The organism is Arthrobacter sp. Marseille-P9274 (genome assembly GCF_946892675.1).
GTDB lineage: Bacteria > Actinomycetota > Actinomycetes > Actinomycetales > Micrococcaceae > Crystallibacter.
The window spans coordinates 782,109-797,282 of record NZ_CAMPOV010000001.1 but is presented as its reverse complement, the minus strand read 5'-3'; the positions used below and the strand labels follow the sequence as shown (position 1 = coordinate 797,282).

The following is a 15,174-nucleotide window of genomic DNA, read 5'->3' as shown; positions in this document are numbered from 1 at the left end:
GTGTGGGTGCTGGCGTTCCTTTGCTGTATGGACTAAGTTGTCCGGCGGCCGAGCCGGCGAAGTTCGGTCATGATTTTGGCAGCCTCGATGTCGTAAACCTGCGTGAGGCTCGTGATCGGCCGGCCGGTGGTCTTCATGAGGAAGGCCAGGGCTTCGTCCTTCGAACGAAGCCCGGCAGCACGAAGACCGTCGATGATTTTGAGCCGATTGGTCTGTCCGAGCAGAAGCCGAACCGGATCTCGCTGGTCATTGCCAGTGTCGAAAATTGCATAACCGTCGCTCATGATTCCCCCAAGAACGTCCGCGATTTAGTTGTGGCAGCGGATGCCTGCCCCACTTTTCACGGTAAAGGTTGCCTCTGACAGTTTTCGAGCCTCACCTTTCAGGGAGCAACGCGCTCATCGAGAGGAGTTAGGGGGGGCGCGTGTTGGCATCTGCCGCTCGGCATCATCCAGCTTGTCAATACGGCGGTCCTCATGGTCATGGCGAACGAATGGTTGTCGCCAAATTCGTTAGGTCTCCACGTCAGCGAGCGAAAACGAAAAACGAATGAGAACCTAGGCGAGGGTTACGTCTGCGGCCTGTGGTTGAATTGGTGTCGCTGCCACCGTCTGTGGTGGATGTGAGTTTGGGGGAGGGGACAAGACATGACCACCGAAAACAAGGTGCCTGTTCCAGTATGGACGCTCGCGACGGAGGCTGTGAGCGTGCCGAACGTGCTAGGCAATCACAGTATGAATCCGGCTCGACTTGCAGAATTGAGAACAGCTCTGGCAACGCTTGCAGATTCCCCAATCGCAACTCTGGAAGCGCATCCGATGCCGGCCGAACGTGGTCGGAACGGTGGGATTCGGCTTCATGCAGCCAGTCCGCTCGCGCAGCAGTTATCGCGCCTCGTGGCGCAGACCGCGAAGTCGACACCCGCGAAGCTGAATGTTGCCGATAGCGGCGAGGTGCTTTATCGAATGGTGGTACCGGCAAAAGTAGCCGCGCAGGTCGGTAAGGGACTAGTAAAACCAATGGCTTCGAAGGCGGTTGCCGGAGGCGTGTACAGCGCATTGCGCGGCCCTACCGGCATCGTAGCCAAAGCGACGTTTGTTCCCGTTGCTGGTAAGGCGGCGGCTACAGGTGCCGCAACCGGTTCGGCCACAACAGCTGGTGTGGCGGTAGCCAGTGCTGGAGTGTTGACAGTGGCTGCGCCACTTGTGCTGATGGCCGTAGCAGTGGGCGCCAGCGCATACGCCGATCACCAGCGCCAGCAAGCGATCGAGCGCATCACCGACCTCTTGGAGCAGTTACACGAAGACAACCTCGAGAAGGAACGCGGTGAGCTGGACGGTTGTCGCGACGCAATCGACAAGGCGACGTCGATTGTTTTGGATCAGGGCAGAATAGGCCTGTCGCTGGGACTAGATTCCTCGTCGTACGCGATCAGCACGGCGATAGAACGAGCGAAGCGTCGACTTATGAAATGGCAGAATGGGCTAGATGCTCTGCCTGATGGTCCGGTTGAAGTCGGTGCCCTGACCAAAACATTCCCGGGCATCAACGAGGAAGGCGGAACATTCCGCGCACATTTGGAGCTTGCGCGACTCGCTATCGCTCTCAAGCGCCGAGTACTGGTGCTGCAAGCAGTCGAACACGCTCAGCTGGAGGGAACGGGCAATCCGTTCAAGCGCTTTATGGGAACACTTCGCGACGACGAACGTCGAGTCGACGAGTTGGAGGCAGACATCAGTTCAATACTCCTTCGACTCTCCACTCTCGAGTTGAAGCGAAATGGCGGTTTCCGGATCCCCGCGTTTACTCCAGGCGAGGTCGACGAACTACTCGAAGCTGCATACCGCCTCCGTGCGATGGGCGATGGGCTCAATGGGGGAACCCACCAGACAGACGTTGCAATTGAGATCGAACGAAACAATGACGGATCACTCGTAGTGTTCCCCGCAGTCGCTGCCTGACAGGACGCCGCGCAAGCTAATCGACCGTTGCGACCTCGCGCGTCGGCAATTCGATGAAGGAAATCTGTCCTCAATGCCATCGGGGCTGGTGCCATTGAGGACAGGCCGGTTGCGTGCGTGGCAGTCACAGGGCCGGGGAACGAAGACCGAGGCAGCCTTACGCTGCCGTGAGGACCAGCCGCCCCGCCATCTTCATCGGGGCTCGTGTGAGAGGCGGTGCAGCGCGAGGCGGAAGCGGGGTTTGGGCTGGCGTTGGGCGGCGCGGACCTTAACGAGGGCTTTTTCGGGGGTCATGCCGGTGACCATCGCGCCGTAGAGGGCGGCGACGGTGAGGGTGCGGCTTTCCATGCGGACGCAGTTCAGCAGGACGCGCTTTCCTTCGAAACGGGAGAGTGCGACGGCGGCAGCGGCTTCCCGGAGCACGTAGTCCAGGTGCGCGTTGAAGTCGGCGCCGGCTTCGTCCAGTAGGCAGAACGAGGCATGGTCGGCAGGGTCCACGTGAGTTTCGGAAGTGCAGATGCGGGAGAGGGAAACGACGCCGTCGTAGTCGGTCCGGGACAGCGCCGGGCAACCGCCGAGGAAACTGGCTAATGAAATAGTGGGCAGCCAAGCTTGATATGTAGCTTCGGGAGCCCAGAATTCAGAACACGTCTGGGAGAAAATGCTCCAAGCGGGCGCGAAACCTTTGCCCTACCTTTCTCGGCTGGGATGCGTGCGGTCAATTCGATCTTCCTTCTACGAAACGGGCCATGGCTTGGGGGCCGACGGTCGCCGAACCGTCGAGCAGAGAGGAAACTTTAACCCCTGCTATGCGATCGAAAACGGAGATCCTCGCTAGCCGAATGCGTGGATCTGACAAGGACGCCGCGTCTTTCATGGCGTCGTAGAGGGCACGCTGCTTCCATCTAGGAGCTCCGCCTGCACTGAGTACACCCGGCGTAGCTGGTAGTCCGAACATCGACTCGCAGGACGGATTCGTCCACCGTTTGCCCCATCGTCCAGCGCTCAGACAGAGGGGCTCGTGAGCCATTGAGAACCGGCAATAATCGGCGTGCCAAGGAAGTCGTTTCGACCAGTTGGGCTCGAGAGTCAGCGTGCGGTAGCGGTTGAAGTGGAGTTCCTCGTCGAGCTCGACGACGAGCCCGCCCTTGAATGCAAGGTCCCAAGAGCCCGGACGCAAGTTAGGAGCTTCTTCTACTCCGCCGAGTTGCCTATAGAGGTCCAGTACATCGGTCGCAAGTCCCGGGGAGAGATCAGAAATGCGAGGTGCTCCCGGGGTAGCCACAGACTCGTAGCCGGAGCGAGACAAGAGCTGCTCGAGCGCTACGCCACGTCTGCCAGTTCGTACCATGATTCGCCTGTCTACATGGAGATTGGCGGAATTAGCTTGCTGTGACGACTTCGTAAACCTTCCCCAACGCGGGCAAGTGAATCAGCGTCTCGACCACCGGCCTGCCCGTGGCCGCGAAGACAGCCTCGCGGTATGCGTCCATTTGGCCGAGGTAGTTATCCCGGATGTGCTCGGCGGGTTCCTTGCCGGGATAGCTCTTGTGATCGACCAGGACGTAGCCCTCCGACGTCTCCAAGAGCAAGTCAATCCAGCCTTCCATCACCTGATCAGCACCGTTGCGCCAACCGATCGGAATCTCCCGCTGTCTCTCGGCCCCCGGGTAGTTGTCGGCCAGGAAATCGGCTAGGCGCTCACCCGCCCTCACCAGCATGTTGGCGCCGACTAGATGGCGAACGTTCCATCTGTCGACGATCTGCTCGGCCAAGCCCAGTTGCTCGTCCCGGGACAGTGCCTCGTAAGCCGTCCCGAGGTAGGTGTGGATTGCGGAGCCGACGGCGTCCCAGCTTTGATCGCCGTGGGCAACCAGTCGTGAGCCTAGATCCGACTTCTCGGCGACTTCGGCGGTGCCGTCCGTGGATGCCTGCTTGCTGGCTTGGATGCGCGCGGGCAGATGCACCTCTTCGTCGCCGGTCTGCGGCAACACGTCCGTGTACTGTTCTACGGCGGCCGCTCTGTCGCGCTGCTCCGCTTCCCCAGGAGCGTAGGAGAATGCCGTGCCCGGAAGCGGCGCTGCGGTGCCGGCCACGCGGATGCTCCCTGCGCCGTCGGATCCGGACCAGGAAATGAGCTCCGGGATACCGAGCAGGTTCAAGCCCGCGGGCTCCGCCGTCTTCGAGGTCAGCACCGTCGTCTCCACCGACCGTGTCATGCCCACGTACATCAGGCGGGCCAGGTTCTTGCGCTCGCGGTCCTCGCTGCGGGTGGCCACCGCGGTGTTCCGAGCCGCCTCGTCCAGCGGCGACCCACCATACGGGAACGGTGAGGGCCAAAAACGGATCCAGCGTCCGCCGAGCGGCGCGGCCAAGTCGAAGGCTCCGTCCTGCTCCACGGCGGTGCCGAAAGGACTGGCGCCGCTTTTCTTGTCCAGGCTCTCCATGATGACCACCGGCCACTCGAGTCCCTTGGCTTTGTGGTATGTCAAGACGTTGACGACGTCGTCGCCCGAGTTCTCCGCGCCCTTCTGCTCCTCTTCTGCGAGGAACCGGAGACAGCCGCGCAGCGTGCCAGGGGTCCTGAGCGCCTTGCAGGACTCGTAGTAGCTGTTGAGGCTGGCTCGGAAGGCATCCAGGTTGCGCAGCCGGGTGGCCGGCAAGGACCAGGACTTGATCATCCCGGGCAAACCCAGCAGTCCAACGACCTCTTCGAAGACCTCCGTGGGCGTGGCACGGCCCGCTCGTTCGCGCAACGCTGACAGCGAGGCGATGAGCGGGTCCGCCGCCCATGCGGCCAGCGCGTCGGCGGGCACGACGGCGCCGAGCAGCTCCTGCTGCCAGTTCCCGTGTGCGGCGTGATCCGGATGCAGGGCGACGATTTCGGTCAGCGCGACGGTGTCCCCCCTGTCTGCGACGAAAGCGAGCGCGGCGCGGACCAGCTGGATTTCGCGGGGCTCAAAGAGGGACTGCTCATTAACACTCGCGCGGATCCCCAGATCGGCCAGCGCAGCTGCGATGGCGGAAACATCGGCATTGGAGCGGCACAGGACGGCCACGTCGGAGGGCTTTAGCTCCGGGCGGCGGCGGAGCAGGTCGGCGACTCCGGCGGCGGTGGCGGCCAGCCGGTCCTCGTCCTTGGACTGCCCGCGTGTCCAAGCCTCCAACGACCCCTCGGGCCAGTCGGCATGATCCTCGGGTTGATCCAGCAGGACGGACTCCGGCTTCATGCCAATGAGATCGAACACCGGCACGAACACGGCGTTGGAGAGGTCAATGACCGCCCGCTGGGACCGCCATGAGTAAGAAAGCCGTTTGACGTGCCTTACGCCTGCCACGACGGCGCCCATCAACTCCGGGTCGGTCCCGCGGAACTGGTAGATGGCCTGCTTGGGGTCGCCCACCCAGACAACCTCATCCACCAGGCGGCTCAGTTGCAGGAACAGCTCCAGCTGCAGCGGGCTGGTGTCCTGGAATTCGTCGACCACCAGGAACTTCACCCGCTGGCCGAAGGAGGCGCGGAAGGCCTCGTTGTTGCGGAGCAGTTCCACCACCAGGGTCTCCTGGTCCACGAAGTCCATCAGGCCATGCAGGCGCTTGAAATCGGCGAACGCCTTGAGGCAGTCGGCGGCGCAGGCGAAGACCAGACGGATGTACTGCTCGACGTCGTCGTGGAAGGCCGGATTCGAGAGCAGGCCGTCCCGGACGGCGGTGCGGGGCCCCTCGAAGTGGCTCTTGATCCAAGCCGCGGAATCACTCGGAACAGCTCCGCGCCACTGCTCCCAAGAAATGTTCTCGACAGTGTCCATGGCCGAGATCCTGTCGTTGATCACTGGCCACTTGCCGGCGAAATTGCCGCCCGAAGTCTTGACCGGCTTCCCAGCAGCGTCCACGCCGGTCCGGGCGACCGACACCAGCTCTGGCAGCGCCTGCCGGAACTGATGCAGCCAGCTGGACCGGTCGTCCGTCGCAGGCTCATCCAGCAACTCTCTGAAACCGGCCCAAGAACGCTCGGCGCACTCCGCGAGAGCCTCCGGTCCGAGCAGGTTGTTCCGGGCGGCGTCGCAGATGCTGCGCACCGTCTTGTCCCACGCGCCGTCGTCCTCCAGTTGGCTGAGCCGCTGCGCCAGAGGCAGGATCTGCCCGGCATAGTCCGCCAGAACGGCGTCAGTGGCGAGCCGGAACATGCCCGCCTGCTCCTCCTCCGCGATCACCTCTAGGGCAGGGGATAGGCCGGCGTCGATCGCGTATTCCTGCAGCAGCCGACCGCAGACGCCGTTGACCGTGCCGATCAGGCTGACGGACAACTGCTGGGCTGCGTCCCGAAGCCGTGCCGGGTCCTGGCCGTCGCCGGGGTGGTCCAGCAGCTTCGCGGCGATCCGCTCCCTGAGCTCGCCCGCGGCCTTCTTCGTGAAGGTGGTGGCCATGATGGCCGAGGCGGGAACACCTTGGGCGATCTTCGAAGCGATCGCGTTGGTCAGGTAGTAGGTCTTACCGGTCCCCGCACTGGCGGAAACCATGGTGATGTTGTCCAACGCGTTCACGAAAAGTCCCCCTTGAGTCCGCAAAGCCTGCTGAAGTCACAAAATTTGCAGGGCGGCTTCCCGTACAGCCGGCCATCCCCCTCCGCCAGTTCTTCGCCCGAAGGTTCGCCGGCGGCAGCCAGGGCGGCGTCCAGCAGCGGTCCGGCGGCCACGCGGCCGTTGACCACCTCGTTGATGGAGAATTCGGCCGCCGCGATGGCCTTGCCCCACAGCTCCGCCGGCTTCTGCTGGGCCTGGATTGGGTTGCCGAAGGCCGCGGCCGTCGATGCGAACGTGCCCTGTTTCAGCAGATAGTACGCCGTCGGTGAGTCCGGCACCTCGTCGCCGTCGTCGTTCAGCGCCCACTGGTAAAGGGTCAGCTGGAGGGACTTGCCCTCGCGCACTTCGGCCAGCCGGTACTTGTCCCGGTTGTGCCATTTGAGGTCGATGACCGCCCGCTGACCGTCGGCGTCGATCCCGACGACGTCGGCGGACCCGGTGACGGGGATGCTCACCTCGGCGCCGTCCACAATGAGTGCCAAGTCCTTCTCGAATTTCTGCTCCATGGACTGGATGACGATGCCGGCCTTGCTGAGCGTTGTAAAGAATTTCAGCACCGAGGCACCGACGACCCTGTGCAGGTGCTTTAGCCCGCTGCGCCGGCCAGGCAACAGAAGTTCTGACGCCAGCTGGGGCAGCAGCTGGTCGATCTTCGCGGCCACCTGATCTGGAGTGGGCACCGACTGGTTCGCGGCTTGGAGGTCCCGGTGGAGCTCCTCGACCACCTTGTGCATGAAGGTGCCTATCATCTTGTTGCCGCCGGGCACGCTGCCCGCGTCCGCAACGTGCAGCCTCACTTTCCTGTCCAGCACCCAGGCGAGCGTGCATCCGATCAGGTTGCCTAGCTGTGAGAAGGACAGTGAATCCGGCCTGAGGTCCGGGCGCTGTCCGATGTCGAAGGACAACGGCGGGGCCGCGGCTTCGCGCGCCGGTACCGGTACCAACCGGGCCGAACGGCCCGCCAAAGCCCAGTCGGCGCCGTTGTTCACGTCCCCGGGAGTGACCTTCCGACGCTTGACGAGCTCGGCGATGCCCGGCTGCCGGCCGTCTGGCCCGGGCAGGACCGGCTGCGCCGCGACAAGGGCCTCGAGCAGCGGATTGCCCTCGACGCGTTCGCCGTCCTGATGCGTGGTCTGGATGATGAGCAGGTTCTTACAGCGGCTGGCGGCGGTGACCGTTTGGGCCACTTGCAGCGCCGCGAGGCTTTCTGGCGAGGGAAGTTCGACGCCGAGCCGGGCGAGCGCGGCGACGTCCCGTTCCTCCCAGCGCCGGCCCGGCGCCGGTGAGCTCGACTGGAAGCCCCACCATAGGACGTCGTCGACGTCGTCCATCAGCTCGTTCAGGTGGTTCAGCCGCAACCAGGGTGATGCCTCGGCGGCGGCAAACGGGCTCGAGGTCTCGGTGACAACGGAGGAGATCATCCGCCGCAGGTCGGGCCGGGAGACACGCGGCATGCCGTCGAGTAGTGTCAGCAGACTCTGCAGCTGCGCGGACGTTGTCTTCGATGATTCGTCGCGCGCGGCCAGGCTGCCCAGCCGTCCGGCCAGCCACCTGCTTTTTTCCACGATGTCGGCACCGCTGACGCCGTTATCCTCGACGAGAAGCTGGCCAGAGAACAGTGCGTCCAGCTCGGTGGCCATGCCCGGCCCGAGTTCTTCGTCGTCGGCGATGGACCGCAGGGCGTCCTCCCAGGCCGCGCCTCCGGTTCCGGGCTCCTCGGCCAGGGCCTTCAGCAGTGCCCGAGCGGCCTTGGCTCGGACCGGCCCGGGGGAGAGCGGGAGGGACAGGAACTCGCCCAGAAGCTGCACGTTCACCGGGCCCCAGATCACTTCCATGAACAGCGGGACGATCTGGTCCTGCGCCCGCCAGGCGGACTTCTCGCTGATGCCGAGCCGGGGGAGCGCGTGGCTGGACAGATGCTGGTCCAGGACGGCTGTCGACCGGGAGGCGACGACGGCGGTGGTCTCCTTGCGTTCCCCGGCGGCGAGCCAACGCGCGGCGTGCTCGGCGGCCTCCCATTCGGTCTCCGTCTCCAGGACGGTGATAATGGGCGCCTCCTCGGCCTGGGGATGAGGCTCTTGGACCCGCACGCCGCGGGCGGCCAACTTGCCGAGAATCGTCCGCCAAATGGCTGGCAGGGCGGCGCTTGGGTGCTGAAGTTCGATGACGGAGATGCCGAGCGGAAGCGGCGAGTCCAGCGCGGATACCAGTCCGGAGACGTCGTCGGCCAGGGAGGGCGCGAGGGGCAACCCGACCTGCTCGAGCCCGGCCAGGCTGTGCACCAGGTCGGAGACTTCGTCATCCGGCAGCGAGCCGTCCCAGCCGTTGGCGACGAGTTCGTCGCGGGCGTACAGGAGGTCTTGGGCTGTGCCCCACGGGTCCACCGCGAAGGACCGGTGGAACCAGGCGCCGGGAGCATCGAGTGCGCGCAGCCTGGCTGCGTACTGGTTGACCCGGAGGGTATGGGTCGTTTCCGGTCGGGTGGTGCCGAGCCTCGTTTGGAGCAGGGCTGTCAGGCCCAGCCGGCCTACGCGCACCGCATTGAGTCCCGGCGCCCTGAAGGCCCAAGGCGCGCGGTCTAGAAACCAGCCGAATTCAACTCTCATCATTCCCCCTGCTAACGAGCCCCCGGCGCCGCCATGGCGGAGCGGGGGTCAGTTCCTGAATCGTTCTACCACGGTCGGTGCCTGGACCGGCGGTTCCCCCAACCGCGGCGCCGGCTCTTGGTGCTATCACTGTGACACCTGCTTCGGACACTTTTGGCCGCTGCCCTCGTGCGTTTGGACTGAGCCCCGCCGACGGTGGACCCGTCGCGGAAATGGACGGCCGCACCAACTATTACGGGCTCTGGCACCAGCTCGTCACGCTCGGAGTCCACCTACCGGATAACCGGCTGAGGGTCCCCTCGCTCCTATCCGGCCACCATGTCCACAGCGGGTTCCATATATGGGTCCCAGGCCTCGGCGCGCTTTAGTTCGGCGGCCAGCCGCGCTCCGCCGGCCTTCTCAAGCAGGGCCGGGTCGCCGACGACGACCAGCAGGCTGCGGGCCCGGGACAGCCCCACATACAGCTGCTCCGGCGCGCGGGCGGCTTCCTTGAACCCGTTGACGCACAGGACAACGACCGAGCGCTCCAAACCCTTGAAGCCCAGCACGTGCCCGTAGAACTCGGCCTCGTTGGCGTGGAACTCCCGCCAGTATTCGGGGACGGTCCCCTCTTCGAAATGCCTCTGGTGCTCGGGATGCCGGCTCCGGGTGGTCAGCAGTGCGATCTGGTTGCTGGCCCAGCCCTCGCCGATGAGTGCGTCCACGCAGTCCCCGGCCGCATCCAGCGCGTCCGCGGTAGCACAGCTGACGAACCGCACGGGCAGTCCGGTACTTCCCTTTGGCTTGAAGGGCTCGCCGACGAACACGCCGAAGGTTTCCGCAATGCGCCGGGTGTTGCGCAGATTGTCGTCGATCCGGATCGGCACCAGATCCACCGCGCCCAAGGCGGCGCCGACGGCGGCCTCATCCCAGCGCCGGTAGACATCCTGCTGGTCGTCCATGAAGGCGTAGACCTCGCCCGACGCAGGATCCTTCAGGCAGGCCAGCAACGCTTCCCACCACAGAGGAGCGAAATCCTGCGCTTCATCGACGACGACGGCGTCGAGCTTGTCCCGTTCCGGCAGCAGGGCGGCGGTTTCCCTGAGCAGGCGCGGCATCTCCACGTCGAAGTAGGCTTGGCCGTCGCCGTCCGGCACTCCTAGAGAGCGGACATATTCGTGGAATTCGCCCACGAACACCGGCTTGGCATGCCGCCAACCGGACACCTGGTGCTGGAGGTACTGGCCGAGGCCCTTGTTGTAGCAAAAGAGGCCTACGCGCTTGCCTTGGCGGCACAACCGGCGGGCCTTCTCCACCGCCAACCAGGTCTTGCCACTGCCTGCTCCGCCGGAGAACCGGATGCGAGAAATATCCCGCGTAGCCGATAGCAGAACTGCCTGCTGTGCAGTCAAACGCTCCTGATCGTCTTCCTGCTCTTGGCTGCTCAGGCGCGGCCCCTCGTCGGGCTGCAGCGTGCCGGCGAGCTTGGCGGCCACGCGGTCGGCGTACGACGACGCCAGCTGGCTGGCGCCGCTGCCTTCCTGCTCGATGGCGCGCCGTATTTGTTCGGCAGGGTTATTCAGGTCTCCTTCGTCCAGAACCAGGGAGCGCAGGCACCCAGCCATGGTCCAGTCCGCGGGCACGTGCGTGTAGGGCAGGCACACCATGTAGGCGAAGCGGCTGGTCAGGGGAGTGCCGAGCTGGTCGCCGATCCACGCCTTGAAGGCGTGGGCCGAACTCTGCGACTGCGCGACCGGACTCTGGATGCAGCGCCTTCCGTCCTTGCCGCCGGACTGGTACCACTGCCCGTTTTCTATGCTGACGAGCCCGCCCTTAACCTCGATCGCGGCCAGCCCTATGCCGGGCCACAGCACCAGCAGGTCGATCTCGTGCTCGGCCCGCCCGTGCCGGACCTGCACCGAGTGGGCCAGGACGACGTCGTCGGGCAGACAACTGCGCAGCTTCTCCCAGACGGCCTTCTCCGCCGACTGCCCCTCGCTGAACTCCGGCTCCTCCGGAATGCACCGCATTTTCGACCCCCCGATCCTGACGGCCGGAAGTCTGGCCCGGCACGTGTGCCTCCACCGTACCGTGGCCCGTTCCCTGCTCCCAGCAGGCCAAGCAGTCCGAGGCGGTGGCGCCATCAGTCCGGGCGGGGAGCATCCTCGTCGGCGACCAGCCCGTACGGCTTCATCCACTCGAGGTGCTCTTGGAGCTTCTCGTCGAGCGCCTCGAGCGCGCCCGGAGGAACGTCTTGGGGGCGGGTTTTCTGGAGCTCCAGCAGTTGCTCGTACTTTTCGAGCAGCTGGCCCGTCGTCGTCTCCGCATGCCCTAGTACGGCGCGGGTTTCGATGTCGGTCTCTTCCTCCCGGGACATGAATGCATCGCCCGGACGGCTTAGATCATCGGTCATATGATTCCTTCCACAAGGTACGGGGAGGGCCGTCGCGGTCCCTCAGTACAGGTCCATCTTCTCCGGGTGCAGCTCCGTCACTGAGGCCTGCGGCGCGGGTTCGGGCAGCGGCGACAGGAACGCGCGGCCGAACCGGCCTTCGCAGGGGCGGTAGGCGGTGCCATTCACGTAAGCGATACTGCGGGCGACCACTTCCGCGCAGGCGGTCCCGTCCTCGTGGTCGGCGCCCAGGCCGGACGCGCTGAGGACGCCGGAAACGTTGTCCAACCCGTTGAACAGCCGCACCTTGCGCCCCAGCACATCCGTCGCCGGGCCCTGGCACGCCGCGCACAGATAGTTCCGCGGGACCAAGCGGTCCTGCCGCTGGCCCCCGCAGTGCGGGCAGGCACGTTCCCGGTTTGCTCTCACTGATCTTCCAGTGAGAGCCGGCGGAGCGCTTGGCGGAAGCCGTGGTTCGGGCGGGCGTTGGGCAAGACCTCGCGGACCTTATCGAGGGCTTCCTCGGGGGTCATGCCGGTCATGAGGGCACCGTAGATGGCGGCAACGGTAGGAGTACGGCTTTCCATCCGGACGCAGTGCAGGAGCACGCGCTTTCCTTCGGATCGGAAGAGTGCGACGGCGGCAGCGGCTTCCTGGAGCACGTATTCCAGATGCGCATTGGAGTCAGCGCCTGCTTCGTCCAGCAGCCAGAAAGAGGCGTGGTCGGCAGGGTCCACGTGCGTTTCGGCGGTGCCGACGCGGGAGAGGGAGACGACGGCGTCGTAGTCGGTCCGGGACAGGGCCGGGGCGCCGCCGAGGAGCACGCCCGAGTCCAGCGGGTGCTCGGCGACCTCGGTCCGCGTCGGGCTGATGTAGGCGGAGTTGTCGAAGACCGGCAGGTCGGGCCAGCTTCCCTCGGTACGCCCCTTGCCGCGGGCCAGCTGGAGGGCCAGCCGCTGCAGGTCGCGCGCCGTGTATCCGGGCCAGCCGTGCAGCTTTCGGCGCCATTCGAACGGCACTGCGGTGTAGCCGTAGGCCGCGCCGAGCAGTCCGCCGGCGATCGCGGCCACCGTGTCGGTGTCGTTGCCGCCGCGGACCGCTGCCTCCAGGGCGGCACGCAGGTGGGCCGGACCGGAAGCCGCGCCCGCCGTCGTCGTTATTGCGGACCATGCGGCCTGGAACGCCTCGACGACCCAGCCGTTGCGGGTGAAGTCCCGCGGGAACTTAACTTCGGCTGCCTCGATCCGTCCCGCCCAGAGGACGGCGCGGTCTTCGGGTAACAACTCCAGCCCGACGCGAATATCGAGTTCGCCGGTGAGGACCGCGTGACGGATGACCAGGCACCAGAGCGCGCAGGCTTCGCCGGCTTCGGGGTCGAAGTGGGTCAGGGCACTGACCTCGACCGCCGCGTCCCGCAGCGCTGCCGGTTCGGCGCCGAGGAAGGCCAGAGCCAGGGGAGCGGTGCGCATGAGAGAGCCGTTGCCGCCGGACCGGCCGGAGGAAAGGTGGACCTGCTCGGACGCGGCGTAGGCGTCGGCGGCCGTGATGCTGGAGCGGCCGCCGGTGGCGGCAGCCTGCCGTGCGCGGCCCAGCACCGAGCTGGTCTGCACGCCAACGTCCTTCGCGGCACGCGCCCACTCGGACCAGGACTGCGCCATCGCGCCCTTGGTCGGCTCGTCCAAGCCGCGCCCGTCACCGGCCGCCTCGAGCAGGGACTCGGCGATGACGATCGCCATGGACGTATCGTCCGTCCACTCGGCGGGGGCGAAGCCGAACGGTCCGCCGCCCTTCATGCTGACCGGCGCGCTGTCCGGCAGGGCCGGCCCGAATTCGTAGCCGGCGCCCAAGGCGTCGCCGGCGGCGAGGGTGACCAGGACGCCGGCGGCGCGGTCGTTCTGCAGGGAGTTTAGGTTCATAGGGCCTCCAAAGGCTAGGGGGTACTGCGGGTTTGAGGAGATGAGGTGAGCGGCGGCGGTTAGATCGCCATCATCGGGTGGCGGGTGTCCCAGCCGCTCAAGTGTGCGAGGGCGGGACCGGTCTTGGCCGGTGCCGAGATTCCGCTGACCGCGACCGGCCCGACGTTCTGGGCGAAGCCGTGGGGGAGTGGCGGGAGGCTGAGCTCCATCACCCGGACGGCCAGGTCCCGTGCCGACTGCGCCGGCGTCCCGACGCTGGGCACGTGGCCGGCCGAGACCTGGATGTCCAGCCACGCCGCCTCGACCATGGAACGGTAGTGCTGCGCAAACAGCCTGTGGCTGCCGAAGAGCTCCAGCATCAGGGCCTTGCCGCCAAAGCCAACGACGACGCCGCGCTGGCCGTCGACCGGTGCCGGCAGCTTCGTCAGGTTCAGGGCTGCGTGACGGGTGCCGGCGTCGAGGTGCTCCACCAGCGAGCCCGAGGCCGACATGGTGTGCATGCCCTGGAACCGGGCCACCCGTTCCCAGACGCGGCCCTGCGTCCCATGGTCACGGACGGATCGATTCAGTTCCGCCCGCACGTTCAGCGGGGCTCGCCGTCCGGACCGGCCGTGCGCCGAAGCGCCGCCCCACCGGCCCTGCTCCACGCAGTAGGTGTCCACGTCGCGGCTTTCGCCCGGAGCCAGGATCATGTCCCGGGCGCAGACCCGGTGCTGGTGGCCGCCTTCCAGCAGCTCACCTTCGAGCAGCAGGACCGGCTGGGTGTCGCGGTTGGTGACGGTCAGTTTGGAAACCTGCGGGCCGGAGGCAAGCTCCGTGACCTCCAGGTTCGCAGCCGCGCCGGTTGCCAGTCCGATGGTGCCTCGTCCTTCTGCCCAGACCGGAAAGAGAGTGAGCGGGCCGAGCCGGGTTCCGGCCCCTATGTGCAAAGTGTTGATCTTCATGATTCCCCCAATCTGCCGCCGGTTTTCTCCTCAGCTTTGAGGTTCTATCCCCCGCGGCGAATCTTTTGAGCGTTTCTGCTCTTATTCGAGAGTAGGGCGCTTGGAGAGTTTGCGCAACTGTGAGCTAATTGATTCTGTGGAAGCAACTAACGACGCCGGCAAGAGCCTGAGTGCCTATCCCCGCCCTTCGGTAGCAGTAGACGCGGCGGTACTGACAGTTTCCAACGAAGGACTGTGCGTCCTGGCCGTCTCGCACGACAAGGCGCCCGGGCACGACTGGGCCCTGCCAGGGACGTTCCTACACGAGGGGGAGCGGCTGGCCGACGCCGTCCTCCGCTCCCTGCGGGAGAAGGCCCACGTCTCCGGGCGCCAGCCAAAGCAGCTGCATGTCTTCGATGACCCGCAGCGCGATCCCCGCGGCTGGGTCCTCTCCGTCGCCCACGTGGATGTCGTGCCGCTGGAGGAACTCGAGCCGGCCCTCGCCACCGAGGGCGTCAAACTCCTGCCCGTGGCCAACCGGATTCCCGACCTGCCGTATGACCACCCCGCCATCGTCACCAAGGCTGTCGAACGTGCCCGCGCCGCCTATGCTGCAGAGCCGGACCCGGGGGGCCTGCTCACAGGAGCTTTCACTCTCCGCGACCTGCGCATGATCCATCAGGCCGTTATAGGCGAGGAGCTGCAGCGCGACACCTTCCGCCGCGCCATGGAACCCAAGCTCGTCCCCACGGGCGAAATGACAGACGGCGCCCGCGGCCGCCCCTCGAGGTTGTTTCGTATAAGGCTTCCCTAA

General features: G+C 65.7%; 11 protein-coding genes. 2 read left to right on the top strand and 9 right to left on the bottom strand.

What is annotated here, in order from left to right; translation table 11 throughout:
• Positions 1-32: 32 nt before the first annotated feature.
• The gene (locus OC550_RS03560) at positions 33-284 is read right to left on the bottom strand and encodes a hypothetical protein (RefSeq protein ID WP_262103930.1); all 252 of its coding nucleotides are present in this window, start codon (positions 282-284) and stop codon (positions 33-35) included.
• A gap of 363 nt (positions 285-647) precedes the next feature.
• On the opposite strand from OC550_RS03560, the gene OC550_RS03555 reads away from it, so the two are divergent.
• Positions 648-1,961 (top strand): hypothetical protein, encoded by a 1,314-nt coding sequence (locus OC550_RS03555; protein WP_262103929.1) that lies wholly within the window; start codon positions 648-650, stop codon positions 1,959-1,961.
• A gap of 192 nt (positions 1,962-2,153) precedes the next feature.
• On the opposite strand, the gene OC550_RS03550 is transcribed toward OC550_RS03555, so the two are convergent.
• From OC550_RS03550 to OC550_RS03515, 8 genes are all read right to left on the bottom strand, one after another.
• On the bottom strand, positions 2,154-2,459 hold the full coding sequence (locus OC550_RS03550) for a hypothetical protein (RefSeq protein WP_262103928.1): 306 nt from the start codon (positions 2,457-2,459) through the stop codon (positions 2,154-2,156).
• Positions 2,460-3,343: 884 nt separating this feature from the next.
• A complete protein-coding gene (locus OC550_RS03545) occupies positions 3,344-6,505 on the bottom strand; it encodes an exodeoxyribonuclease V subunit beta (protein WP_262103927.1) in 3,162 nt (1,053 codons plus the stop codon).
• Positions 6,502-9,153 carry a PD-(D/E)XK nuclease family protein gene (locus tag OC550_RS03540; protein WP_262103926.1) on the bottom strand — a complete coding sequence of 884 codons (2,652 nt, stop codon included), beginning with the start codon at positions 9,151-9,153 and terminating at the stop codon, positions 6,502-6,504. Before OC550_RS03540 ends, OC550_RS03545 begins: the two co-directional genes overlap by 4 nt.
• 302 nt (positions 9,154-9,455) lie before the next feature.
• Positions 9,456-11,159 (bottom strand): NERD domain-containing protein, encoded by a 1,704-nt coding sequence (locus OC550_RS03535; RefSeq protein WP_262103925.1) that lies wholly within the window; start codon positions 11,157-11,159, stop codon positions 9,456-9,458.
• 113 nt (positions 11,160-11,272) lie between these two features.
• Complete coding sequence (locus tag OC550_RS03530) at positions 11,273-11,542, bottom strand: hypothetical protein (RefSeq protein WP_262103924.1); 270 nt, start codon at positions 11,540-11,542, stop codon at positions 11,273-11,275.
• 42 nt (positions 11,543-11,584) lie between these two features.
• Complete coding sequence (locus OC550_RS03525; RefSeq protein WP_262103923.1) at positions 11,585-11,950, bottom strand: hypothetical protein; 366 nt, start codon at positions 11,948-11,950, stop codon at positions 11,585-11,587.
• Positions 11,947-13,437, bottom strand: coding sequence for an ADP-ribosylglycohydrolase family protein (locus OC550_RS03520; protein WP_262103922.1), 1,491 nt, complete (start codon positions 13,435-13,437; stop codon positions 11,947-11,949). Before OC550_RS03520 ends, OC550_RS03525 begins: the two co-directional genes overlap by 4 nt.
• 59 nt (positions 13,438-13,496) lie before the next feature.
• Positions 13,497-14,381: a DUF6569 family protein gene (locus OC550_RS03515; protein ID WP_262103921.1), complete on the bottom strand. Its 885-nt coding sequence runs from the start codon at positions 14,379-14,381 to the stop codon at positions 13,497-13,499.
• Positions 14,382-14,517: 136 nt separating this feature from the next.
• Here OC550_RS03515 and OC550_RS03510 point away from each other — a divergent pair, with 136 nt between their 5' ends.
• Positions 14,518-15,174 (top strand): NUDIX domain-containing protein, encoded by a 657-nt coding sequence (locus OC550_RS03510; protein ID WP_262103920.1) that lies wholly within the window; start codon positions 14,518-14,520, stop codon positions 15,172-15,174.